This is a genomic window from uncultured Chitinophaga sp., from assembly GCF_937898475.1.
In the GTDB taxonomy this organism is placed as follows: Bacteria; Bacteroidota; Bacteroidia; order Chitinophagales; family Chitinophagaceae; genus Chitinophaga.
This window is the reverse complement of sequence record NZ_CALEJS010000019.1, coordinates 49,598-73,339: the sequence shown is the minus strand read 5'-3', so window position 1 is coordinate 73,339 and position 23,742 is coordinate 49,598. Positions and strand designations below refer to the sequence as shown.

The window sequence follows — 23,742 nt, the reverse complement described above, 5'->3', positions numbered from 1 at the left end:
AGTTTGAGGCGGTCCCGAACACACGGGCGGCTAGCAAACTGTCAAACGCTCCAACCTTTAAACTAACATTCTGTCTGTTTGCGTTGTTATTCTGACAGGGCAGATATGCGGAGTTTAACTATTTATTTATATTTCATATAAAAAACTGTTAAAGTGAAAGGGCCCCAATGGCACTGATGGCGCAGGAGGCTTAAATTTGTATTCGAGGCATATAAATTGATAGCTTATCAGTAGAATCAACCTCAATTAACTTTAAACTTTCAGAAATATGAAATTTCGACAAATTGCTGCGACTGTGCTAATTAGTGCGGCGACTGCTTTTGCCAGCATATTTGTTTACAGCAAATATTTTCAAACCCGGCAGGCAGGCCCCTATCAGAACGGATCGAATAACATCCCTGTAAACTATGCCAGCTACATGCCTGGTACAGAAACCAGGAGCCTTACTCCTCCAACAGACTTTACCCAGGCGGCTAAAATAGCATTACCCGGTGTGGTACATATCAAAACAAAGATCAACCCACGCCAGGTTACCAATAACCTGCAGAGAAGAAGATCTATCCTGCAGGACCTCTTTGGCGACGATTTCTTTGGAGATGAGTTCCAGGGAGAAGGCGGCGGACGCCGTTATTATATACCCGGCCAGATGGCTTCCGGTTCAGGTGTGCTGATCTCCGACGATGGCTACATTGTGACCAATAATCACGTGGTAGACCAGGCAGACGAGATAAACGTTACCCTGAATAACAACCGCAGTTACAAAGCCAGGGTAATAGGCGTTGACCCGAATACCGACCTGGCCGTGATCAAGATCGAAGCGCGTAATCTGCCTTACCTGATCTATGGTAACTCTGATGATATTCAGGTGGGCCAATGGGTACTGGCAGTAGGCTATCCGCTGAACCTGGAGACCACCGTTACCGCCGGTATCGTGAGCGCGAAAGCTCGTACCATCGGCATCAACAAACGGAACCGCCGGAGCGCGATAGAATCTTTCATACAGACAGATGCTGCCGTAAACCAGGGTAACAGCGGCGGCGCCCTGATCAACACCTCCGGTGAGCTGATTGGCATTAACTCTGCCATCGCCTCTCCCACAGGAGCTTACGCCGGCTATTCCTACGCCATCCCCGTGAACCTGATGAAGAAAGTGGTGAACGACCTGATGAAGTATGGCAATGTACAGCGTGCTTACCTGGGCATCAATTATATAGATCCCAGCGGGATGTCTGAAGAAGAACTGCGCCAGCGCGGTATCAGAAGAGATATTGACGGTGTAGTGGTACAGGATGTTCCTGCCAGCGGCGCTGCAGCTGCAGCCGGTATTCACAAAGGCGATATCATCACCAAGATCAATGGTGTGTCTACGCCTTCCATCCCGGAAATGACGGAGCAGATTGCCCGTTACAAACCCGGCGACAAGATCAGCATCAGCTACCTGCGTAATGATAAGGAATATACCGTGAACAATGTGATGCTGAAAAATGAAGACGGTACTACGGATATCATTAAAGTAAGCATACTGGATAAACTGGGCGCAGACCTGGTTACCTTACAGAAAAACGATGCAGCCCGCCTGGGCATCAGGGGTGGCGTGTTTGTGAATGATGTGGGTACCGGGCTGCTGAAACGGCAGACAAACATGAAAGCCGGTTTTGTGATACTGAAGGCCGGCGGACAACCAGTTGCTTCCGTAGACGATCTCAAGAAAGTATTGCAGAAACAGAGCAAGGTGCAGCTGGAAGGTGTATATCCTGATTACACAGGGGTGTACTACTACAATGTGGACCTGAATGGCGGAAACAGTGAAGAGTTTTAAGTGAGCTGTTAGCTGCTGGCTTTTAGCTGAAGCGGAGACAGGAAAAGGTTTTTTATAGGTTTTATAGGTTAGGGAAAGTCCTGGTTCAGACCAGGGCTTTTTTTTGTTCGTCACAAACCTCAAACTTACACTAAAGGTTAATCACCCCTTTCAGTTGTGCGAAAAACTCATCTTTCTTACGGGAAGAGATAGGAATATTTTTCTGATCGCTCATTACCACGGCGGTACCAAGACCTTTGATGATCTTGACGATGTGGTGAATGTTGATGAGGAATGATTTGTGTACGCGGTAAAATCCCTTGTCGGATAACATTTCCTCGTATTCCTTCAGCGATTTGGAGATCAGGTGGGATACGTTGTTGATCAGCTGGATCTTGGTATAGCTGTCAAATGCCTCACAATAGATAATGTCTTTCAGGTCTATCACATTATAGCCGTCGTTCACGGGGATCACTATCTTGGAGAAGGCGTTATCATTGTTCTTTACGTAATCTTTCAGGATGGAGGCCAGTTCGTTGAGGCGTCCCTTCTTGCTCTTCTTCACTTTTTCCAGGGCGTCTTCCACCTCGCTCACCTTGATAGGTTTGAGGAGGTAGTCCAGCGCGGCAAACTTGATGGCCTGCAGGGCATACTCCTGGAATGCGGTAATAAAGATCACCTCAAAGTTGAGGACCGGGAACATTTCAAGTAACTGGAAGCCGTTGTGAGGAGGCATTTCAATATCAAGAAACAGCACGTCGATGGGGTTATTCTTGATCATTTCGGCAGCCTCGTGAATATTCTGAGCTTCCCCCACCACTGTAACATCCTTACAGTAATTCTCTAAAATATTTCGTAAAATATGGATGTTGCGGACTTCATCGTCTACAATCGCAGCTTTTATAATACTCATAGCATCTTAACAATGGGAATCAGAATTTCTACCAGGGTACCTTCCTTGTTGCCAAACCCAGACTTAAATTTATCAATAATTTCTAACTTTCCAACACTTCCATTAAAAGATTTTATAATCTGCAGGCGTTCCCTGATCACGCTCAGGGCTGTAGATTCATGCTTTACAAGGCGCCCTGTTTTAATGCTGTTGGAATGTTCCCAGCCTATTCCGTCATCATCTACCGAGCAATACAGGAGATCGTCTACCATTTCCAGCTTTATTTCCAGGTGACCGGCGCTGTTCTTGGGAGCCAGACCATGCTTGATCGCGTTCTCTACAATCGGTTGTATGATCATCGGCGGTATATACACCGTATAGTCTTTCAGTTCAGGCTCAATATCAAAATGATAGGTAAAGCTATGCGCAAACCTGATCTTTTCCAACTCCAGGTAGCGGGTCAGGAAGGCGGTTTCCTCTTCCAGGGAAATGTATGACTTCCTCGAATTGTTCAGCATCTGGCGCATCAGGGTGGCAAAATCTGCCAGGAAGTTGAGGGCCTGCTTTTCTTCTTTTTCCAGGATCAGGTGTTGTACTGAGTTCAGCGAATTAAAGATGAAATGCGGGTTCATCTGGTTAGTCAGCGCCTTGGCTTCCAGTTCTGCAATACGGCGGTTGTAATCCGTTTTGTTCTTCTCTGCCTGCTTGATGCGCTTCACAATATACCGCAGGATGGCCAGTATGGCCAGTAACCCGATCAGGATGAGAATGCCCCTCGCCCACCATTGCTGGTACCACTGCGGCAGGATGCCGACCGATATGGTGAGCGGCTTGCTCCATTCGCTTTTGAACTTGCGCGCACGCAGCAACAGTTTATAGCTGCCCGGCTGCAGGTCTGGAAAAGGAATGATATTACTCATGGTGGTGGTCCACCCGGATGAGGTATCGCTGGAAAAATTATACTGGTACTCTACCATGTCTGGCAGATCAAAGGCAATGGCGCCAAACTCCACCTCGAAGGAGGTTTTCCGCTTGTACAGGTGTACAAAGCTGGTAGCGGGCAGATAGGTACTGTCGCCATATCGTATAGCACTGAGGTATACGGTGGGCGGCACGGTATCTACCGGGAGATTATGATCCTTGAAATAGCAAAGGCCGTTGGAGGTAGCGATGTACAGCATGCCCTGCTGATAATATACGCCGCGGGTATCGTCAGACATCAGTCCGTCGTTGGAGGAGATATTCCGCGTGATGGTCATTTCCTTCACATCTATCACGGAAACACCGCGGTTGGTGGCAACGTACAGGCGTCCGATACCATCGTAGTAAAGCTGCTGGCAGATATCGCTGGCCAGGTTGTCTACCGTACGGAGATGTTTGAGCACGCGGTTATTGCGCATCACATAGATCCCTTGATCGCTGGTGCCCACCCAGAGGTAGCCGTCAATCAGCTTCAGGTCTTTGATGCTCTGCCGCATGGAGTCGCCTTCCCCAAAGGCCGGCCGCACCTCCTTCGTGCGGTCTGAACCGTAGTACAGGCCGCCGTTGGTACCCAGGTAAAAAGAGGTATCCGTACCTACGATGGAGGTGATAAGCGGTTCCTGCCAGTTGATCGTATATCCGTCCAGGAGGGTGATCTGGTCTTTTGACGCCACCCTTACCTTACCACCGGGAGAAACGTCTATATCCTTCAGGTTCTTTACCGGGTGCAGGATGGAGATCTTTTCGCGGCGGGTGTTAAAGGTATACAGGCCGTTATCGGCGCCCAGCAGTACTTCATCATTACGATATGGCAGTATGCTGAAGATGCTGTTACGGCCGCTGGACGTGTCCAGGGTATGCTGGCGGATGCGGTGGCTGCTGTCGATGGTATTGAGCACACCGGCATTCTGGCCTACCAGCAGCATACCGGTATTCCTGTCCCGCATTATGCTGAAGATGGAATGCGAATACAGGCCATTGGTATTATCGCGGTAGTTGAAATAAAAGTTCTTGAAGGGGATGTTGTAAACACCGTCGCCAAAGGTGGAGATCCAGATATTACCGTCGCGGTCTTTCAGCAGGGAGGTAATATAGTGGTTGTCCAGCAGCTTGTTCATGCTTTTGGCGCCGCGGAAAAAGTCCTTTATAAAGAACAACGCACGCTGTGTACCTATCCAGAGATTGTCGTTCTCCACGCACACCGCGGTGATCTCGTCTGTAATGCCCCAGTCGCGGCCATTGAAAAAGCAGATCACATCCTTAACGGTATAGCTGTAGAGCGAGTTGCGGGTAATGATAACGGGGTTGCCCCGGATGCGGGCCACAAAGGTCTCGTCATCCAGCGGATAGGGGGAAACAGGGAAGATTTTCTGATCCCGGTTGTTCTCGTCTTTGAAGGAGCTCAGTTGAAAGGCGGAATGCAGCGGCCTGAAAATGGTATCGTGGCGCAGGAAGTAGAAGATGTCGTACTGCTTGTTATCGAACTTGTCGTACTCCGTCCGTCCTTTTATGCTGTTATACTCAATGAGGTGATTATCGGAATTGAGGAACCAGATGTTATGGGCTTTATCCTCAAACGCATACTGCATGTAATGCCCGTGGCTGTTGAACTGCAGTGAAGAGTCGTTTTCAGCGGAGTGGATGATATAGTTCCCATAGAAGGAGGGCATACCGTTCAGGGTGAAGAACCAGAGCCGCCCTTTGGAATCGGGGGCCAGTTTGATCACGTCATTATCGGTAAGCCCATCCTTTTTGGAATAGTTCCGGAAGCGTTTGCCGTCAAACTTACTCACGCCGGTGGGCGTAGAGAACCAGATGAAACCGTCTTTATCCTGCACGGCAGTATATACGGTGGCGTTGGCAAGGCCGTCCTTCACGTTATAATTACGTGTCATGAAGCCCTGCGCCAGGGATCTGCTTCCTGTGCACAGCACCATTAATACCAGCAGTATGTAACGGGCGTTGGGCATCCGCATCAATAATAATTAATAATTAACAATGAATAATTAATAACCGGGGAAGCGATGTTCCATTCAAGCATTGATGTCACTATTGTTTAACGGTATAGAAATTTCAGTTAGTATTGCGGTTCCGCACGCTGCCCTATAATTATTCATTATTAATGCCTCATTATTAATTAATATGCCCGTGCAAACAGTACGCGCTGGGTAGAAGGTTTGCCTGTAAGGATACAGGTACCTGCTTCCTGCGGATTATTTAAAGGAATGCAACGAATGGTAGCCTTTGTGCGCTCTTTGATCGCTTCTTCCGTTTCCGTGGTACCGTCCCAGTGAGCAGAAATGAAACCGCCTTTTTCGTCCAGCAGTCTTTCAAACTCCTCAAATGTATTGGCGGGGGTGATATGCGCATCACGGTAGGCTTTGGCCTTGTTGTAAATATTCTGTTGTATCTCTTCCAGCAGGTCTTTGATGTGGGCGGCGATGTCGTCCAGCGAAAGGCTGGATTTCTCTTTGGTATCACGGCGGGCCACTTCTGCCACATTGTTCTCCAGGTCTCTTGCACCGATGGCGATACGTACGGGTACGCCTTTCATTTCGTACTCGGCAAATTTCCAACCCGGGCGGGCATTATCTGAATCGTCATATTTAACAGATACACCGGCACGTTTCAGGTCCTGCACAATCTCTGCCACTTTGGCGTCTATCTTGGCTTTCTGCTCTTCGTTCTTATAGATGGGTACGATCACTACCTGCAAAGGAGCGATACGGGGAGGCAGCACCAGGCCATCGTCGTCACTGTGGGTCATTACCAGGGCCCCGATCAGGCGGGTAGAAACACCCCAGGAGGTGGCCCATACGTATTCCAGCTTATTCTCCTTGTTAGAGAACTGCACGTCAAAAGCTTTGGCGAAGTTCTGTCCGAGGAAGTGGGAAGTACCAGCCTGCAGGGCTTTACCATCCTGCATGAGCGCTTCGATACAGTAGGTATCCACTGCGCCGGCAAACCTTTCTGCGGGAGATTTTACCCCTTTGATCACCGGCAGGGCCATATAATTTTCTGCAAAATCGGCATATACTTCCAGCATGCGGCGTGCTTCCTCTACGGCCTCTTCGGAGGTGGCGTGGGCGGTATGGCCTTCCTGCCAGAGGAACTCTGCCGTACGGAGGAAAAGGCGGGTACGCATTTCCCAGCGCACCACGTTTGCCCACTGGTTAATGAGCAGGGGCAGATCGCGGTAAGACTGGATCCAATCTTTATATGTATTCCAGATAATTGTTTCGGAGGTAGGGCGGATGATGAGCTCTTCTTCCAGTTTGGCTTCGGGATCTACTACCACGCCGCCGCCGTTGGGATCGTTCTTCAGGCGGTAGTGGGTCACCACGGCGCACTCTTTGGCAAAGCCTTCCACGTGGTCGGCCTCACGGCTCAGGAAACTTTTGGGAATGAAGAGCGGGAAATAGGCGTTCTGGTGACCGGTTTCCTTAAACATTTTATCGAGTACGTCGCGCATACCTTCCCATAAGGCAAAACCATAAGGTTTTATCACCATACATCCTTTTACAGGCGAATAATCTGCTAAACCACCTTTCAGCACGAGGTCGTTATACCATTGTGAATAGTCTACTGAACGGGCCGTAATCTCTTTACTCATAGTACTTTTAATGTTGCCGCCGCTACAGTGGCTGCTTTGGGGGCGCCACCCGCCTTTGGCTTAATTTTTGCTGTAATATTAAAAGGAAAAATCTTACAAACCTACATGAAAATCAGAAAGACACAAACTGTTTTGTTAAAATCACCGGCTGTTTTTGTTAAGTTCTGTTAAGTATTGTTAAAGTAGTGAGGATACAGCCAGCACTGTAACAATCCACTTCAATTAAGCGTTAAAACATTTATATTTACATTCAATCAGAATAGCGTAAATTTACTATATAAAAGGACCCGATTAAATCACAACCAGATGAAATCCATATTATATACAGCGGCCGGGGCTTTACTCATACTGAGTAGCTGTTCTACCGCGTACAAATCCGCCCGTACGCCGGATGATGTATATTACTCCCCGCGGACGGAGCGCACCTATGCCTCATCAAACAACAACCAGGGCCAGAATCAGCGCAGTGTAGCTGCTGCAGACGAGGAGGAAGGCACCTATGTGACCTATGAGGATGAAGAACAGGGGGATTATGCAAAGCGTATTGACCGCTTCAGGAACAACTACAGCGGTTCTTACTATGATGATGGTTCACCCAACATATACGTGAATAATTACTACGGCGGTGGTTTTGGTTACAGCCCGTACAGCTACTGGGGTGGCGGTTGGGGAGGATATCCCTTCTACCGTTCCGGTCTGAGCATCAGTCTTGGTTTAGGCTGGGGCTGGGGTGGCTACTACAGCCCCTGGTATAGCCCGTACAGCTTTTACAGCCCGTGGTACAGCCCCTGGGGTTACCCGCACTACTATGGAGGCGGCTGGGCTTATGGCGGCGGCTACTACGGCCACTACTACCCGGGCGGCTACTATGCAGCACCGAGCCGCGGTTACCGCAGCAGGACCGGCTTTGGCGGTTCCAGCGGTTATACCAACAGCAGCCCGCGACCTTCCGGTACAACCGGCAATACCAGCGACTACAGGCCCAGAAGGATCTTCCGGGATAACAACAGCGGTGGCATCAACAACGGCAGCGGCAATAACCGCGGTACCTATACCCCCAGAAGGGTATTCCGTTCCGCTCCGAGCGAAACGCCGACTGTACGTCCCAATGGCGGCAGCAACAACAATGGCGGCAGCTACGCTCCCAGGAGGATATTCCGTTCCGCTCCGAGCGAGAACAGGAGCGCTCCTGCTCCTCAGCGTAGTACTCCTCAGCGTACTTTCAGCGCCCCGTCCTACTCTCCTCCTTCCAATAGCGGCGGTTCATCCGGCGGCGGTGGAGGCAGAAGCTTCCGGACCAGAAACTAAACTGCGTATTCTTTACGTTATAAAGAAAATACCCTGGCATCAACACCAGGGTATTTTTATAATCCATGCTATTCTTAAACCTCTAAAAGATGATCAGAAAGATTGTATTGACCATTGTAACGACAGGAATCTGTTACACGCTGAATGCCCAAACCATTTCAGACGCATTACGGTATAGCTCCACCGGCCTTAGCGGCTCGTCCAGGGTGCAGGCCGTAGGTGGCGCTGCCGGTGCACTGGGTGGCGATTACAGCTCCATGTTCGTTAACCCGGCCGGCGTTGCTTTCTTCAAGACAAGCGAAGCCGCTTTTTCCCTCGGTTTCCAGAATGCTTCTGCAGACGGTACTTACCTGGGTTCCAAAGGCAGCGATAACCGTGGCAACCTGTATATCAACAGTGCCGCGTTTATATTTGGCGGTGCCAAGAAGAACCCGAACAGTAAATGGGAGAACTGGTCTGTAGGCCTGGGCTTTAACCGCACGGCCAGCTACAACGAAACCATTTATTACAGGGGCGTGAACAGGAATTCCTCCTTTGCCGATAACTGGCTGATAGATCTGACGAACAAACAAATCACAGATCCCAATGTGCTGAGCTCCGACCCGCAGTATGCACACGGCGCTGATCTGGCTTATGCCACCGGGCTGATAGACCAGGAAGTGGACCAGAACAACCAGCCTACCGGCGTATGGTGGGCCCCGATACCTGTTGCCTCCGGCATTACACAGGAAAACTTCTTTACCAGCAAAGGGAACAACAGTGAGCTGAACCTGTCTTTCGGCGGTAACTATAGCGACCAGTTCTACATTGGCGGCAGCCTGAATGTGCCCACCTTCCGTTATGAGCACAGCAGGAGCTTCCGGGAAACCAATACTTCAGACGCTACTGCGCAGCTGAACTACTATGAAGTAACGGAAGACCTGAAAACAGACGGGGTAGGTTTCAATACCCGCATCGGTTTGATCTACCGTCCGGTGGTGCCGTTAAGACTGGGTGTGACATTCGTGTCTCCTACCTGGGCTACGTTCAATGATTCCTATGTTACCAGCATGGTAACGGATACCAAAGACCTCGGTCACAATACGGCTAATTCAACAGAAACCAACAACGGTTATGCAGATGAGTCCAAGTACAATGTAACCACTCCGCTGAAGGGCATAGCCAGCGCCAGCTGGATATTCCGTCCCGCAGGCGGCGACCCGGCCAAACCTTCCGGCTTTATTTCCGTAGACTATGAGTATACTGATTTTGCAGCCATGAAAATAAAGATGAAGAACGGCGGCACGTCAGACGCTACTGAGTCTGCAGAAAAGAACAGGGCCATAGATGAAACTTACAAGGCAGTGTCTAATGTAAGGGTTGGTGGTGAACTGAAGCTGGATGTATTTGCAATCCGTGCGGGCTTTGCCTATTATGGCAACCCTTACAGGATCTCCGGACTGGATGGCTCCCGTAAGTTCTATACCGGTGGCGTTGGATACCGTAATAAAGGATTGTACCTGGATCTGGCGCTGGTCTATAATACGGCTACCCGGCAGGATCAGCCGTATACGGTAATGAATAATAACGCAGGAGTTACGTCTCCAGCTCCTGCGCAGATTGATAGTAAGATTGTAAATGTAACGGCAACCTTAGGGTTTAAGTTTTAATTTTAAAACGGGTCTTCATATCCGTCATTACGAGGTATGAAGACCCGTTTACTGTTTGGTACAATCCTATCCTATCTCATCGCGTAAATACCCCAGCACCTCCTCCCCTTCTGCTGCATCGATCCAATGAAATTCCTTGTCTTTACGAAACCAGGTAAGCTGGCGTTTAGCGTATTGGCGGGTATGTGTTTTAATAAGGTCTATGGCCTGTTCCAAAGAGGTCTTACCATCGAGGTAATCAAAGATCTCCTGGTAGCCTACGGTTTGCAGGGCGTTATGATGGCGGTAGGGTAATACGCTTTTCACTTCCTCCAGCAGGCCTGCAGCCATCATCTGGTCTACCCGGTGGTGGATGTTGCGATGCAACAGTTCTTTAGGCCGTGTAACGCCTATTTTAATAATGCGGAAATCCCTGGGGGTACGGTTGGCAGTGCGGAAAGTGGTAATAGAGCGGCCGGTGGCTTCCAGTACTTCCAGCGCGCGGATCAGGCGCTGCGGGTTCTGTGTTTCGGCTATGGCATAGAAGCCGGGATCCCGCTGCTGCAGCTCCTGTTGCAGCCAGGCTAATCCCTCCTTTTCATATTGTTTATTGATGGCTTCGCGGATGCCGGGAGCGATAGCCGGCATATCGTCAATGCCCTCACAAAAAGCTTTGATGTAAAGGCCAGTGCCACCACACATAACGGCAACAGGCGTTTTTTGAAAGATCTCCTGTGCATATTGCAGGGCCAGCTTTTCAAAAAGGCCTGCGTTCACTTCTTCCTGTATGGAGTGGGAATCAATAAAATAATGCGGAACGGCCTGCAGCTCCTGCGGGGAAGGTTTGGCAGTGCCGATGCTCAGCTCGCGGTAACACTGACGGCTATCCGCGGATATGATGGCTGTGTCAAAGGCCTTTGCCACCTGTATTGCCAGTGCAGTTTTGCCGGCGGCAGTGGGGCCGGCTATAACAATGATAGTGTGCTGCAAAAATTGTAAACCGTTTGAAAGTTTAAAAGTTTGAAGGCTTGAACGTTTGAAGGTGTCCTGAACAGGCTGGCGATCTTCAAACTTTCAAACCTTCAAACTTTCAAACTGTATTAATATAGGTTCTCGTCGTCTGATCCTGTTTCTTCCCCTTCGTCGCCTGCGCTTTCCTCATCCTCCTCTCCTTCTTCGCTGAAGCCGTCTTCGCTCATGCCTTCCTTATTCAGGTCGTATTTCTCTTCCATCTCTACCAGCTTATCGCCAATGAGGCCTTTGGTGCCGTACTGGCTGGGGGCCAGTCCTTCTTTACGTACGCAGTAGGGATAGGCCAGCTTGGCGTTTTCATCCTTGCTGATACCGATCAGCTCTACCAGGAAGGTCCAGCTTTTGGCAAAGTCATACAGGTAAATGAACTTCTGGTTGGGATCTTTTACCGCTGCGGCAATAGGGGTTTCTGCCATGAGCAGGGGCTCTGCTTTACGGGGAATGGAATCCTTTTCGAGTATGATCTCCCGGCCGCGTTGCCAGTTGTCATTACTACGAAAGAACGTGGCTTTATGTTTATTGTCGAACTCAAATGCCTGCAATATGGATTGGTGAAACTGTAAAAAGGTTTGATTAGGCTTTATGGCTATATCCCTGTATACACTTTCATCTTCTTCCCAGTAAACTCTGAATTTCAATACCGGCATGACAAATATATGTTATAGGTTTTAGTAATGTTTGATATAATGATGGTTTTTACCGTGCAAAAATGGTGCTGAACAAGTGCTTAGGCCGCATAAATTTACCATTTTTATTTAACAGGGCTCAGGTTCATTGTACGGGCCTTTTCGAGCATGAAAGCGTAAGCGGCTTCGTAGGTATTGGCGATCTCGCCGTCCAGTATTGCCTCCCGGATGGCATTCTTCAGATCGCCTACCTGTTTGCAGGGCGGCAGGCCGAATGTATCCATGATCACTTCGCCGGTTACGGGCGGCTGCCAGTTGCGGATACGGTCGCTTTCCTCTACCTCCTTCAGTCGTTCCCGTACCAGTTCAAAGTTCTCCAGGTAGCGCTTTACTTTCGCTTTATTCTTTGAGGTGATGTCGGCTTCGCAGAGCATCATCAGTGAATCGATATCATCGCCGGCATCAAAAAGGAGCCGCCGTATAGCCGAATCCGTGATGTTCTCCTTGGTTAGGCTGATAGGGCGCAGGTGCAGCTCCACCAGCTTTTTCACCAGGCGCATTTTTTCATGCTGCGGCAGTTTGAGCCGTGCAAAAATGCGGGGCACCATCTTCCCTCCTACAGCATCGTGGCCGTGGAAGGTCCACCCGTGGGCGGGCTCAAAGCGTTTGGTGGCCGGTTTGCCGATGTCGTGCAGCAGGGCCGCCCATCGCAGCCAGAGGTCTTTGGTATGGCGGGAGATATTGTCTATCACCTGCAGGGTATGATAAAAATTATCTTTATGGCCTTTGCCGTCCACCATTTCAACCCCTACCAGGTCTACCATCTGCGGGAAGATGATCTTCAGCAATCCGGCTTTATACAGCAGATCCAGGCCTACGGATGGTTTGTGCGACAGCATGATCTTGTTCAGCTCATCGGTGATCCGTTCCTGTGATACGATCTTTATACGCTGGGCGTTCTGCTGTATTGCTTCGAAAGTGGGCGGATAGATGGTAAACTGCAGCTGCGAGGCAAAGCGGATGGCCCGCATCATCCGCAGGGGATCATCGCTGAAAGTCTGCGCAGGCTCCAGCGGCGTGCGTATCAGCTGTTTGTCCAGGTCTTCCAGTCCGTTGAAAGGGTCTACCAGTTTACCATAATCATCCTCATTGAGGCTGATGGCCATGGCGTTGATCGTAAAATCGCGGCGCAGCTGATCATCTTCCAGGGTACCCGCCTGAACTTCCGGGTTACGGGAGTGGTCGCGGTAGCTTTCCTTGCGGGCGCCTACAAACTCTATCTCAAGATCGTTCCATTTAATCTGCGCGGTGCCGTAGGTTTTGAAGAAGGCTACAGAAACGTTATCGCCCAATATGGCGGCCACCTTATGCGCCAGGCTGATGCCATCGCCCACGCACACCACGTCCATGTCTTTGGTTCTGCGGTTCAGCAGCTTATCACGTACAAAGCCTCCGATCAGGTAGCAGGGTACGCCCAGTTCATGGGCAGCCGTAGCTATCTGTTCTAACACTTTCCGTTCCTGCAGCGTACAGGGAATGTCTATAGGCTTCCTACTGATCATATAATGAAAAGATATAAAAAGCGCAAAAGTATTTTAATAATTAATAATTAAGAATTAATAATGAATAATAAGTAGCAAGTGCGTCATTATTAAGCATTTGCGACCTCTTATTCGCGGATCACCTGGATGTCGCCATTGGTGAGGATCCGGATGATACGGGAGGGCTGTGCTGCCGTGGTATCCTGCTGGCGGTATTGCACCACATAGTTCACGCCATTTTTTATTTCAGGACTGATGTCTGCAAAGGTGGCAGGCGATGGTTGTCCGCTGATATTGGCAGAGGTAGACACCAGCGGTTTGCGCAGGCGTTTTACCAGGTGACGGCAGAAGGTATCATGCACAATACGGATGGCCACGCTGCCGTCCTGGCTTACCACGCTGGGGGCCAGTCCGAGGGCGCCGTCATAGATCACGGTAGTGGGACGGTCTGTCTTTTCCAGGATGTCTGCAATATTAGGATGCGGGTGGGCCACATACTTCAGCAGATCCCTCACATCGGCCAGCAGCACCACCAGGCTTTTACGCTCTTCCCGTTGTTTCAGTGCGAACACCTCTTTTACGGCATCCTCGTTGGTAGCATCGCAGCCAATACCCCAGATGGTGTCTGTGGGATAGAGGATGAGGCCTCCGGCATTCAGTACCCGCAAACTGGCGGTGATATCGTTCTCAAAATCAGTCATGTTTCAAACTGTTATAAACTTCCATCATTGCTGCCGCACATTTGTCCGGTGTGAACCGGTGGGCATGGGCCCAGCCTTTTTCTTTCATATCCTGCGCCAGGGCGGTGTTTTCTACCACCTGGCGGATCGCATGGGCGATGGAGGCAGGATCCAGCGGATCGGTGTATAGTGCGGCATCACCGGCGGTTTCTGCAAAGCAGGACCCGCGGGAGGTGATCACAGGCGTACGGCTCCACAATGCTTCGAGGATGGGTATACCAAAACCTTCAAAGGTGGAGGGATATAAAAATGCGCTGGCCCCCTGGTACAGCAATGGCAGCTCCGCATGAGGCAACCTGCGTTGTTCGTTCAGCCATATTACCTGCTGTTCCAGACCGTGTGCAGCAATAAACGCCTTGACCTTTTTCTTGTAGGCTTTACCATCGCCCAATACCACCAGCGGCAGATCTGCCTGGCCCTTTAATATATGCAGGGCTTTTACAAGGCCCAGCAGGTTCTTGCGTTCTATCACAGAGCCTACATACAACAGGTAGTTTTGCGGCAGCTGGTATTGCTGCCGTAATGCCTGCAACTGTTCCGGGGTATGCGGAACGGCGAATGCGGGATCGCAGCTCTGGTACACCACTGCAATTTTGTCCGGATCAGTCTGATAATAGGTGATAAGGTCTTCGCGGGTTTGCTGGCTGATAGCCACAACTTTGCCGGCATAACGGCAGGCATATTTTGCCTTGCGGCGATAGGTCTGCACATCTATCGGGTTATACTGGCCCGGATAGCGTTCAAAGATGAGATCGTGCATGGTGACCACGCTTTTAACGCCGCTGCGGTGGATGCCAAAGGGTATTTCATGGCTCAGGCCGTGGTAGAGGTCAATCCCCTGCCGCAGCAGATCGCTTACCACGTATTTGCTGCGCCAGGCGCCCCGGAAAAAGCGGTGTAAAGGCCGCTGCGGCAGCACTACCTCCATACCCGCATAGGGAGCGGTATTGAAGCGTCCCGTTTTTTTCGGTGCGAACAGGAAGTAATGATGTTCCGGGAAATGAACGGCCAGGGCGCTGATCAGGGAACGGCTGTAGTTTCCCAAACCCGTGGTATTCTGAAAAGCCCGTTTGGCATCGAAGGCGATGTTCAAAGTGTGTAATTTTGATACTATAGGAGGGCAAAGTAAAGAAAAAATGCGCGGATCCGCCAGCGAACAGATGCGGATATCCAAATACGTTAGCGGAAAGGACCGAATAAACGCTTCCAAAATCCCCCCCGGCGAGTATATTTGCAAAAAATTAACAACAATGGAACTAAAAGAGCAAATTCAGACCGTTTGGAACGATCGTAACCTGCTGGAGGAAACTACCTATACAGACGCGATACGGACGGTAATAGAAGCGGTAGACAAAGGTAAATTAAGAGTAGCGGAGCCCACCGCCGACGGATGGCAGGTGAACGAGTGGGTGAAGCAGGCCATACTCCTTTACTTTTGTATACAGCCGATGGAGACCATGAACCTGGCCCCCTTTGAGTTCTATGATAAAATGAAGCTGAAAAGCAACTATAAAGACCTGGGTGTACGCGTAGTACCGCATGCTATTGCCCGTTACGGTGCATACATCGCCAAAGGCGCTATCCTGATGCCCTCTTATGTGAATATCGGCGCCTATGTAGGCGAAGGCACCATGGTGGATACCTGGGCTACCGTTGGCTCCTGCGCGCAGATCGGCAAACAGGTGCACCTGAGCGGCGGCGTAGGCATCGGCGGCGTACTGGAACCGCTGCAAGCCAGCCCGGTGATCATCGAAGACGGCTGCTTCATCGGCTCCCGCTGTATCGTGGTGGAAGGCGTACGGGTAGAAAAAGAGGCTGTACTGGGCGCTAACGTGGTGCTTACCCAATCCACCAAGATCATTGATGTAAGTGGCAGCGAGCCGAAAGAATACAAAGGTGTTGTACCCGCCCGCAGTGTGGTAATTCCAGGCACTTACACCAAGAAATTCCCTGCAGGCGAATACCAGGTTTCCTGTGCGCTGATCATTGGCCAGCGTAAGGCTTCTACCGATCTTAAGACAAGCCTGAATGATACTTTAAGGGAATTCAGCGTAGCGGTGTGATGATTTTTCTATTTTTTTGCGAAAGAAAAATTTGCATAAAATAAAAAGTTACATACCTTTGCAATCCCTTAACACGGTTGCCCAGATGGCGAAATTGGTAGACGCACTGTGTTCAGGTCGCAGCGCTCGCAAGGGCGTGCTGGTTCGAATCCAGTTCTGGGCACTGAAAAGGCTTGAAATAATTTTCAAGCCTTTTTTATTTTGGGTTAGTCTGTTTTTTCGGATCAAGTTAAATTTCTGGGGGATTTAAGTTTTCATGCATAAATTTTAGATAGCCTAAACAGAAAGAATTCCACATCTCTTACGCCTCTCATCGCGTTCCCAAATGCTTATAATGGCCGTTATCAAAAGGACTGGTAGGGTTGCTACTTTCATCCTCTGACATAACCTCCTCTACTTTAGTTACTGCCCGTAGAACCTGCGTAAGTACCTTACCGAGCTGTCGTTTGGCCTTATTCTTTTTTCCGAATTGCCGCGCTGTCTGCAACCCTTATGAAACGCGTGAGCGCATTCATTTCTTCACAAACTTCACGCTGCTATGATCATGGTCAAAACCCATGCCTTCATCCTTAGTAAATTCCCATTTATTGTACAATTTCCTTTTTATCCGTGTCTGTGGGCTCAATTGAGGGAAACGCTGCATGTCAAGTGCGTTGAGGTAACTTAGCTGAGGATCTGGTACTGTACCGGGAACGATGACTTTTTTAACCGTTCCTGATTCAAAAAAAACCTTATTTTTATCCAATGTGATTGTCTATAATACTGCTTACACAAGCTCAACCCTCAAATAATGAAATCCCGGTCAGATAAAAATCCTGTGCCTAAAAGCAATGCTGCCGCCAACAAGCCGGCCGAACCACAGCCAGCCGTCAACAGTTCCTCGATCCTTGCACAACACCAGCTGCAGGAAGTCGTTAATAACAGTCCGCAGGTAAAGCAACTGAAAATACTGCAGGCCATGGCCAACCGGCATGCTTCCGGCAAAACACCGTCTGTACCCAGGGAGAGCTGGCATGTTGTACAACGGAAAGCGCGCAACGTAAACGAGGTAACCGATGCGGTAGTGCAGCATATTTCAGGCGGCCTTGCAAAAAGCAGTTATTTTCAGCCGGCCAACGGTGCAAATAAGCGGCCGCATTTAAATCCGGGCGCGGGCACGGTACAACGCGCTACGCTGCAGATACCCACAGTAGACTATGACCCTAAGCACGACATTAAATATGATTTTGACGTTGATCAGGAAAAGACAACGGCCATATTAACTGAGGCCAACAAAATTGCAAACACCGCCCTAAAAAAAATATACAAGCAGCCCGTTACCAATACATTTAATGCATTAAGCAACGACGCCGGAAAACAGATCATTTCCGCAGACGTGCCAACACTTGCCGCAGATGTAGCTGCTGATGTACTTGGCAGGTATAACATCGAAAACCCAAAACTCGGGCCTCTTCCTCCCCCGGAAAAGGGTATTGTAACCATCGCCATCAAAACAGCGCTGAATGATTTCATGAAAGACCGCATCTTCGGCCATGGCTTAACATCAGATAAGGAAAAAGGTAAGTTTAATAAACTCATCACCGTCAGTACTACCAAAAGCCAGAATAAAGGCGCTACTAACGTAATCAGCCAGGCGGCACTAAATGGCATTGATGCAAACGCAAATAATGCCGCTACGGCTATTGATGCTGCCTTCACAAATCTTCACGCAGTAAATCCCCCTGGAATAGGAAAGGTGGCACGCGGAAAGCAATACAAAACAGACCTGGCAACATTACCTGCTGCAGGAAGAGATGCGCATCATAATGTAGCCGGCTGGCTGCCCGCATTACCACGGCCCGCTACCGCTCCCTGGATGGCGCCTACACTGGATCACAAACGGTCTTCTGTGGTAGCATGGGCCCTTACTCAGGGTGCGCCCAGCCTTTACCTGGAATTTAACGGCGGGCAAATTGCGAGCCGTATTGTTTACGATCCGATGAATGGCATTTCCTATGCAAGTATGCACTACACCAGTATCGGCGGCTACAATCCTTTCTTCAAAATAATTTAAGCACCCTGTATTATCATGGAAGCAATGATACCTACTTTCAATGAGCTCATCCTCGATGAAAACATTCCTTTTTCCCAGTCCCGCATCTGGGACTACCAACGGGACTATTATGCAAAACAAGGCATTCATGCATGGGCCAATAAGATACCCTTTTACATCACCAGCAATCCATACATTGCCAATTCCTATGCACATATCATTATCCGCTTTATCCAGGACTGTATAAAGAAAAACAGTCTTGACCCTGCTGCTCCTTTTTATATCGTTGAGATCGGGGCAGGATCAGGTACTTTCAGTTTTTACCTCCTGAAAAGACTTGCCGGGCTGAAAGAGGCCCTCTCCGTAAACGTTCAGCTGGTTTATGTAATGACAGACCTCATCCGGGAGAACATCGACTTCTCGATGGCGCACGAAAACTTTCAACCTTTTATTGCTGCCGGCATGCTGGACTTTGCCCACTTTGATGCAGAGTATTCCAAAGAAATTGCCTTGCTCCGCTCAAAGACCATCCTCCGCAAAGAAGATAATAAAAAAGGAAAGAATCCCTTTGTATTCATCGCCAATTATTGCTTCGATTCTTTAAAGCACGATGTATTCCAGGTCTCCGGCGGCAGCCTGCTGGAAGGCCTCTGCAAACTGACAACAGACGCCGCCAATATGGATAAAGACCAGGTTGTTCAGCTGAACCAGGTGAAAGTATCCTTTCAATTCCAGGAAACGCAACTGCCCTACTATCATCACGAAGTACTCAATCAGTTACTGCAGCACTACAAAGCCACTGCCGATCAGCAATACATTTCATTTCCCATAGGCCCGCTGATGTGCATTAAACACCTGCTGGATATTGCTGATAACAGGCTGTTGCTGATCAGCTCTGACAAAGGCTTTTCAAAGCATCTGGACATCTATCAGAAAGAGGCGCCCGCACCCGTTTTTCACGATAACAATTGTTTCTCGCTATCAGTAAACTTCGATGCCATCAGCCAGTATTTTAAGCTGACCGGCGGCGACAGCTTCAACCAGTTCACAGAGCAGGCCCTCACTACCAGCGCTTTTATCAGCGGGTTCACCTTTGCAGATATGCAGGAAACGGCGCTGGCGCTGGAAACATCCTTAAACTCCTTCGGGCATTCCACCATCAATAACCTTTTCCTGAACGCCAGTTTCACCGCCAACCTGCTGAACATAGAAGCTATCCTGCCTTTCCTGGGCGCCATCAGGTGGGATCCGCGGGTGTTCAACAGCTGCCGGGACGTTATCATTAACCAGATCAGGAACGGGTATGCCAGGACCTCAGACATTGAAGACCTCAAGGAAAAAATGCCTGTCATTGAAGAACATTTCTATATGCTGCCCAAAACACCGGACACCTTTTTTGATATCGGTGTCTTCTTCCAGGAAATCCAGCACTATGAGCGCGCCCTGGAATACTACGAAAAATCAATCCGTCATTTTGGCGAAAAGGATATTACCTTATACAACATGGGGCTGTGCCATTACCATTTAAACCAGCCGGCTGCAGCAGTGGAAAGTTTTTCCGCAGCACTGCAGCAAAACCCCACTTATATTATGGCAAGAGGCTGGATAGCGCAAATAGCAGCGGAATCCGCTCAATGATCCGCTTACACCGCTTACCATAATTCCAGCCTCTAACAGCTTTGTTTATTATCAAATAATCAAAGCTTTTTTTATTTTACGCCGGTATTAATTCACAAGCAGTATATCCAATCCTAGTCATTGAATGAATAATATCCAGCTGGGCACTAAACCACACTACCCTATACTAGACGGACTTCGTGGCGTTGCAGCCATTATTGTAGTAACCTTTCACCTGGCAGAACCGCTGGCCAGCGGTCACCTGGATATCCTGGTCAATCATGGCTACCTGGCTGTGGATTTTTTCTTCCTGTTATCCGGTTTCGTGATGGGCTATGCCTATGACGACCGCTGGCATAAAATGACGGTGAGCACATTCTTCAAACGTCGTATTGAACGCCTTCAACCCATGGTGGTGCTGGGCATGACCCTCGGCGCTATCGGCTTCTATTTCACCGATTCCACCCTGTGGCCGCTTATTCATACGGTTCCCGTCTGGAAAATGCTGCTGGTAATGCTGATCGGCTACACCATCCTGCCCGTGCCTTTATCGATGGATATACGCGGCTGGGAAGAAATGCACCCGCTGAACAGCGTAGGATGGTCATTGTTCTTTGAGTATATCGCCAACATCCTCTACGCCTGCTGGATCAGGAAATTTTCCAGAACGGCATTAAGCATCCTGGTAGGCATCGCCGCTATCGCGCTGGCGCACCTGGCCATTACAAACGGTGACGTTAGCGGCGGCTGGACGCTGAATGTGGAACAGGTGCGTATCGGGTTCACCCGTACTATGTACCCCTTCTTTGCCGGGCTCCTGCTCTCACGTATAGCCAAGCCTGCCCGTATCAGGAACGCCTTTTTATGGTGCACACTGCTGGTGGCGGCTGTACTGTATATGCCACGCATTGGCGGCGCTGAACATCTCTGGATGAACGGTATCTACGAATCTGTCTGCATCATCATCATTTTCCCCCTCATCGTATACCTGGGCGCCAGCGGAGTGGTGCAGTCGCAACGGGAAAGCAGGATATGTAAATTCCTGGGCGATATATCATACCCCCTTTACCTGGTACATTACCCGCTGGTGTATTTTTACGTTGCCTGGATCAGCAATCACAAAGGCGTTACGCTGCTGGATGCCTGGCCGTATGCCCTGCTCATTCTAACAGGCAGCATTGCATTAGCCTATGTTGCATTAAAGTGGTATGATATACCGGTGCGGCGCTGGTTACGGAAAAAGCTGGGTTAGGAAAGCCGCTGATCCGGCAGATGGATGCGCTTACACGGAATTGCTGTCAGGTGGAGCGGTACATCTGTCAGCTGGCAACGCATATCTGTTGTCTTACATCGAACATCTTTGATCTGTCACGGTACATCTGTCAGGTGGAGACCTACATCTGTTATCTTACATCGAACACCTTCGATCTGTCACTGTACATCTGTCAGGTGGAGGCTTCAATCTGTCATCTTACATCGAACACCTTCGATCTGTCAGCAAATGCTGGCCTGCTTGCAAAACACATTGCCTGTCCGGCTTTCCCGCTAAGCAGGTTGCTTTCGTGCTTCTCAGAATTTACGAAATTTTAAGCAAAGAAAAAACCGCTTATTACCCGCTTTCCTTACAGGCAGGCCCATTAATTGCAGCTGTTTATGCAAGAGATATTTCGTGCTGAAATGGTTGAATGCCGATCTATTTAATTCCACGACAGACCAGGTTTCGCGTTATTCGGGTTTTGCATCATTATCAAAATCTTTTTGTATGAACATGGTATTTTCGGCCCTCCAGGATTTCTTAGGTGGCGGAGGGCAGCCTTATGCGCCTGCTCCTGGCGCCACTGCTTCCAATGTAACGGTTACTGCTTTCTCACAACCCGAGGTGCTGCAGAAAAAAATGCAGGAAGAAAAAATGTCCCATGGCGGAACGGTGAGAGCGAATCTATCCCCCGTGCGCCTGGCCCTTGAACACAGCGGCGCGGTGCTGTATTTCTGTCCCATGCAGCAGCTGGACATCCTCGAAGTTATTGCAGAAGGAGACGGCAATAACATCCCGGATACTGCCCGGGTAGAAGGACTGGACCTTCCCGCCGGTTTCAGATCAGGATTTTATTCACTTGAAAATGTTGAACTTTCTTCGAATGGAGATATCCAGGTAAAGGCTACCGCTGCAACTACCTGGAAATTTATTGAAAGAACGCCTGTGTTTTGAGATGATAAGGGGACGTTCCTACTAATAGGCTGTATCAATATGCGATACAGCCTATTTTTATTTGGCATGCTTTCCAAATATAAAGCTCTTGCAACCGATTTCTTTTTAATTCTGTAGACATTGTCCCCACATTTTGATGAACGGGCTTGTACCCAGCCGCTTCAATCACTATCTTGCCGGCTCATTTACTGAACGTTATGGTACTTAGATCGAAAAGAAATACAAGCCGGTCTTTGACAGGCTTTGTATGCCTATGCGGCGCCGGTATTGTGTTTAGCGGCACTGCGGCAGCCCAGGCTTCCAACATCTCCTTACAGGATCTTTCCGCTTTCCGCGATCCTGGTAAAAGCTGGCAGATTGCGGCTGATGTTAGTGCAGACCTCAACAAGCACGATGTGCTGTTCCCCGTCAACGGAACAGGCGTGCTGGTGAACCTGCCCGACAAAAAGCGTCCCGGACAGGACCTGTTTTCCCAGGCCGAATATGGCGATATGGAACTGGAGCTGGACTATATGATGGCCCCCGGCGCTAATTCAGGTATTTATCTGCAGGGCAGGTACGAAATTCAGCTGCTGGACAGCTGGAGCGTTACCAACCCCCGCCCCGGTGATAACGGCGGCATTTATGAACGCTGGGATGACAGCCGCCCCGAAGGACAGCAAGGCTACGAAGGCTATGCGCCGCGTGTGAACGCCAGCCGCGCCCCGGGCCTCTGGCAACACATAAAAATTGCTTTCCGCGCTCCCCGCTTCGATGCTGCCGGTAATAAAACCGCCAACGCACGTATGCTGCGCGTAGAGCTGAACGGCGTATTGATTCATGACGACGTTGAACTGATGGGCCCTACCCGCGGCGCCATCGGCGGCGGAGACGAAAAAGCTACCGGCCCCCTGCGCCTGCAGGGCGATCATGGCGCCGTTGCTTTCCGCAATATCCGCATCAACACCTCCAACCTGGATAAGGAAACCGCTCATAACCGTCGCGATGACGTTGACCCGATCCTGGTAGACGCCAATGCTTCCAACACCATCCTGCGCAGCTTTATGGACATCCCCGGCAGTGCACGCATTCCGCATGCCGTATCCGTTGGCAGCCCGCTGCAGGTGCATTATACCTATGACCTGGACAAAGGCATGCTGCTACAGGTATGGCGCGGCGGCTTTCTCGATGCTACCCCCATGTGGCACGACAGGGGCAATGGCTGCTCCCGTCCCCGCGGTACGGTACAGTATTTTGGCAAACCGGCCTTCGCCCTGGCAAAACTGTCTTCACCCGACGCAGCCTGGATAACAGACAGCACTGGTACCGGTTATCGTCCCAAAGGCTATGTGCTGGACGAAAAAGATCAACCGGCTTTCCGCTACTTCATCTATGGCGCTGCCGTTACAGATGCTATTAAAGTAATGGACAACGGTCACGGCCTGCGCCGCGAACTGAACGTGGAAAATCCCACAGACGGCCTCTATGCAAAGCTGGCGGAAGGCAGCAGCATCGTAGCGCAGTCCAACGGCCTGTACGTAGTAGACGGCCGCGCTTACTACCTGCAGCTGGATGACGCAGGCGGCGCCAAACCTGTGGTGCGCCAGAGTAACGGCCGCCAGGAACTGATCGTGCCCGTGAAAGGCAAACTGGCCTATTCCATACTTTTTTAAACCGGAAGTG

At 49.9% G+C, this 23,742-nt stretch carries 17 protein-coding genes and 1 tRNA gene; 10 read left to right on the top strand and 8 right to left on the bottom strand.

From position 1 onward, the window contains the following. Positions 1–268 precede the first annotated feature (268 nt). Positions 269–1,819 (top strand): trypsin-like peptidase domain-containing protein, encoded by a 1,551-nt coding sequence (locus Q0577_RS14680; RefSeq protein ID WP_298737512.1) that lies wholly within the window; start codon positions 269–271, stop codon positions 1,817–1,819. A 130-nt stretch (positions 1,820–1,949) separates the two neighbouring features. On the opposite strand, the gene Q0577_RS14675 is transcribed toward Q0577_RS14680, so the two are convergent. From Q0577_RS14675 to proS, 3 genes are all read right to left on the bottom strand, one after another. Then, positions 1,950–2,711 carry a LytTR family DNA-binding domain-containing protein gene (locus Q0577_RS14675; protein ID WP_145714710.1) on the bottom strand — a complete coding sequence of 254 codons (762 nt, stop codon included), beginning with the start codon at positions 2,709–2,711 and terminating at the stop codon, positions 1,950–1,952. Further along, entirely contained in the window at positions 2,708–5,647 is a 2,940-nt protein-coding gene (locus Q0577_RS14670) for a histidine kinase (RefSeq protein ID WP_298737509.1), read from the bottom strand. Before Q0577_RS14670 ends, Q0577_RS14675 begins: the two co-directional genes overlap by 4 nt. Before the next feature lie 161 nt (positions 5,648–5,808). Further along, positions 5,809–7,284: a proline--tRNA ligase gene (proS, locus tag Q0577_RS14665; RefSeq protein WP_298737508.1), complete on the bottom strand. Its 1,476-nt coding sequence runs from the start codon at positions 7,282–7,284 to the stop codon at positions 5,809–5,811. A gap of 306 nt (positions 7,285–7,590) precedes the next feature. On the opposite strand from proS, the gene Q0577_RS14660 reads away from it, so the two are divergent. Together Q0577_RS14660 and Q0577_RS14655 are read left to right on the top strand one after the other, a co-directional pair. Then, entirely contained in the window at positions 7,591–8,592 is a 1,002-nt protein-coding gene (locus Q0577_RS14660) for a hypothetical protein (protein ID WP_298737507.1), read from the top strand. 89 nt (positions 8,593–8,681) lie between these two features. Further along, on the top strand, positions 8,682–10,241 hold the full coding sequence (locus tag Q0577_RS14655) for a hypothetical protein (RefSeq protein WP_298737506.1): 1,560 nt from the start codon (positions 8,682–8,684) through the stop codon (positions 10,239–10,241). A 66-nt stretch (positions 10,242–10,307) separates the two neighbouring features. Here Q0577_RS14655 and miaA read toward each other — a convergent pair whose 3' ends face one another. The 5 genes from miaA to Q0577_RS14630 form a co-directional block, all read right to left on the bottom strand. Beyond that, the gene (gene miaA, locus Q0577_RS14650; RefSeq protein WP_298737504.1) at positions 10,308–11,210 is read right to left on the bottom strand and encodes a tRNA (adenosine(37)-N6)-dimethylallyltransferase MiaA; all 903 of its coding nucleotides are present in this window, start codon (positions 11,208–11,210) and stop codon (positions 10,308–10,310) included. 110 nt (positions 11,211–11,320) lie between these two features. Then, on the bottom strand, positions 11,321–11,899 hold the full coding sequence (locus Q0577_RS14645) for a hypothetical protein (RefSeq protein WP_298737502.1): 579 nt from the start codon (positions 11,897–11,899) through the stop codon (positions 11,321–11,323). Between the two features lie 104 nt (positions 11,900–12,003). Next, a complete protein-coding gene (locus Q0577_RS14640; protein WP_298737499.1) occupies positions 12,004–13,440 on the bottom strand; it encodes an HD domain-containing protein in 1,437 nt (478 codons plus the stop codon). A gap of 107 nt (positions 13,441–13,547) precedes the next feature. Next, positions 13,548–14,120, bottom strand: coding sequence for an L-threonylcarbamoyladenylate synthase (locus Q0577_RS14635; RefSeq protein ID WP_298737498.1), 573 nt, complete (start codon positions 14,118–14,120; stop codon positions 13,548–13,550). Then, complete coding sequence (locus tag Q0577_RS14630; RefSeq protein ID WP_298737497.1) at positions 14,113–15,252, bottom strand: glycosyltransferase family 1 protein; 1,140 nt, start codon at positions 15,250–15,252, stop codon at positions 14,113–14,115. Before Q0577_RS14630 ends, Q0577_RS14635 begins: the two co-directional genes overlap by 8 nt. 157 nt (positions 15,253–15,409) lie before the next feature. Between Q0577_RS14630 and Q0577_RS14625 the strand changes: the two genes are divergently transcribed. The 7 genes from Q0577_RS14625 (at position 15,410) to Q0577_RS14595 (ending at position 23,732) form a co-directional block, all read left to right on the top strand. Further along, positions 15,410–16,222, top strand: coding sequence for a 2,3,4,5-tetrahydropyridine-2,6-dicarboxylate N-succinyltransferase (locus Q0577_RS14625; protein WP_298737495.1), 813 nt, complete (start codon positions 15,410–15,412; stop codon positions 16,220–16,222). A 79-nt stretch (positions 16,223–16,301) separates the two neighbouring features. Then, positions 16,302–16,385 (top strand) — tRNA-Leu (locus Q0577_RS14620). A 627-nt stretch (positions 16,386–17,012) separates the two neighbouring features. Beyond that, positions 17,013–18,275, top strand: coding sequence for a hypothetical protein (locus Q0577_RS14615; protein WP_298737493.1), 1,263 nt, complete (start codon positions 17,013–17,015; stop codon positions 18,273–18,275). A gap of 15 nt (positions 18,276–18,290) precedes the next feature. Next, positions 18,291–19,892, top strand: coding sequence for an SAM-dependent methyltransferase (locus Q0577_RS14610; RefSeq protein WP_298737492.1), 1,602 nt, complete (start codon positions 18,291–18,293; stop codon positions 19,890–19,892). Between the two features lie 124 nt (positions 19,893–20,016). Continuing rightward, positions 20,017–21,123 (top strand): acyltransferase, encoded by a 1,107-nt coding sequence (locus Q0577_RS14605; RefSeq protein WP_298737491.1) that lies wholly within the window; start codon positions 20,017–20,019, stop codon positions 21,121–21,123. Positions 21,124–21,633: 510 nt separating this feature from the next. Then, complete coding sequence (locus tag Q0577_RS14600) at positions 21,634–22,080, top strand: hypothetical protein (protein WP_298737490.1); 447 nt, start codon at positions 21,634–21,636, stop codon at positions 22,078–22,080. A 233-nt stretch (positions 22,081–22,313) separates the two neighbouring features. Continuing rightward, on the top strand, positions 22,314–23,732 hold the full coding sequence (locus tag Q0577_RS14595; RefSeq protein ID WP_298737489.1) for a DUF1080 domain-containing protein: 1,419 nt from the start codon (positions 22,314–22,316) through the stop codon (positions 23,730–23,732). The last annotated feature ends 10 nt before the right edge of the window (positions 23,733–23,742 follow it).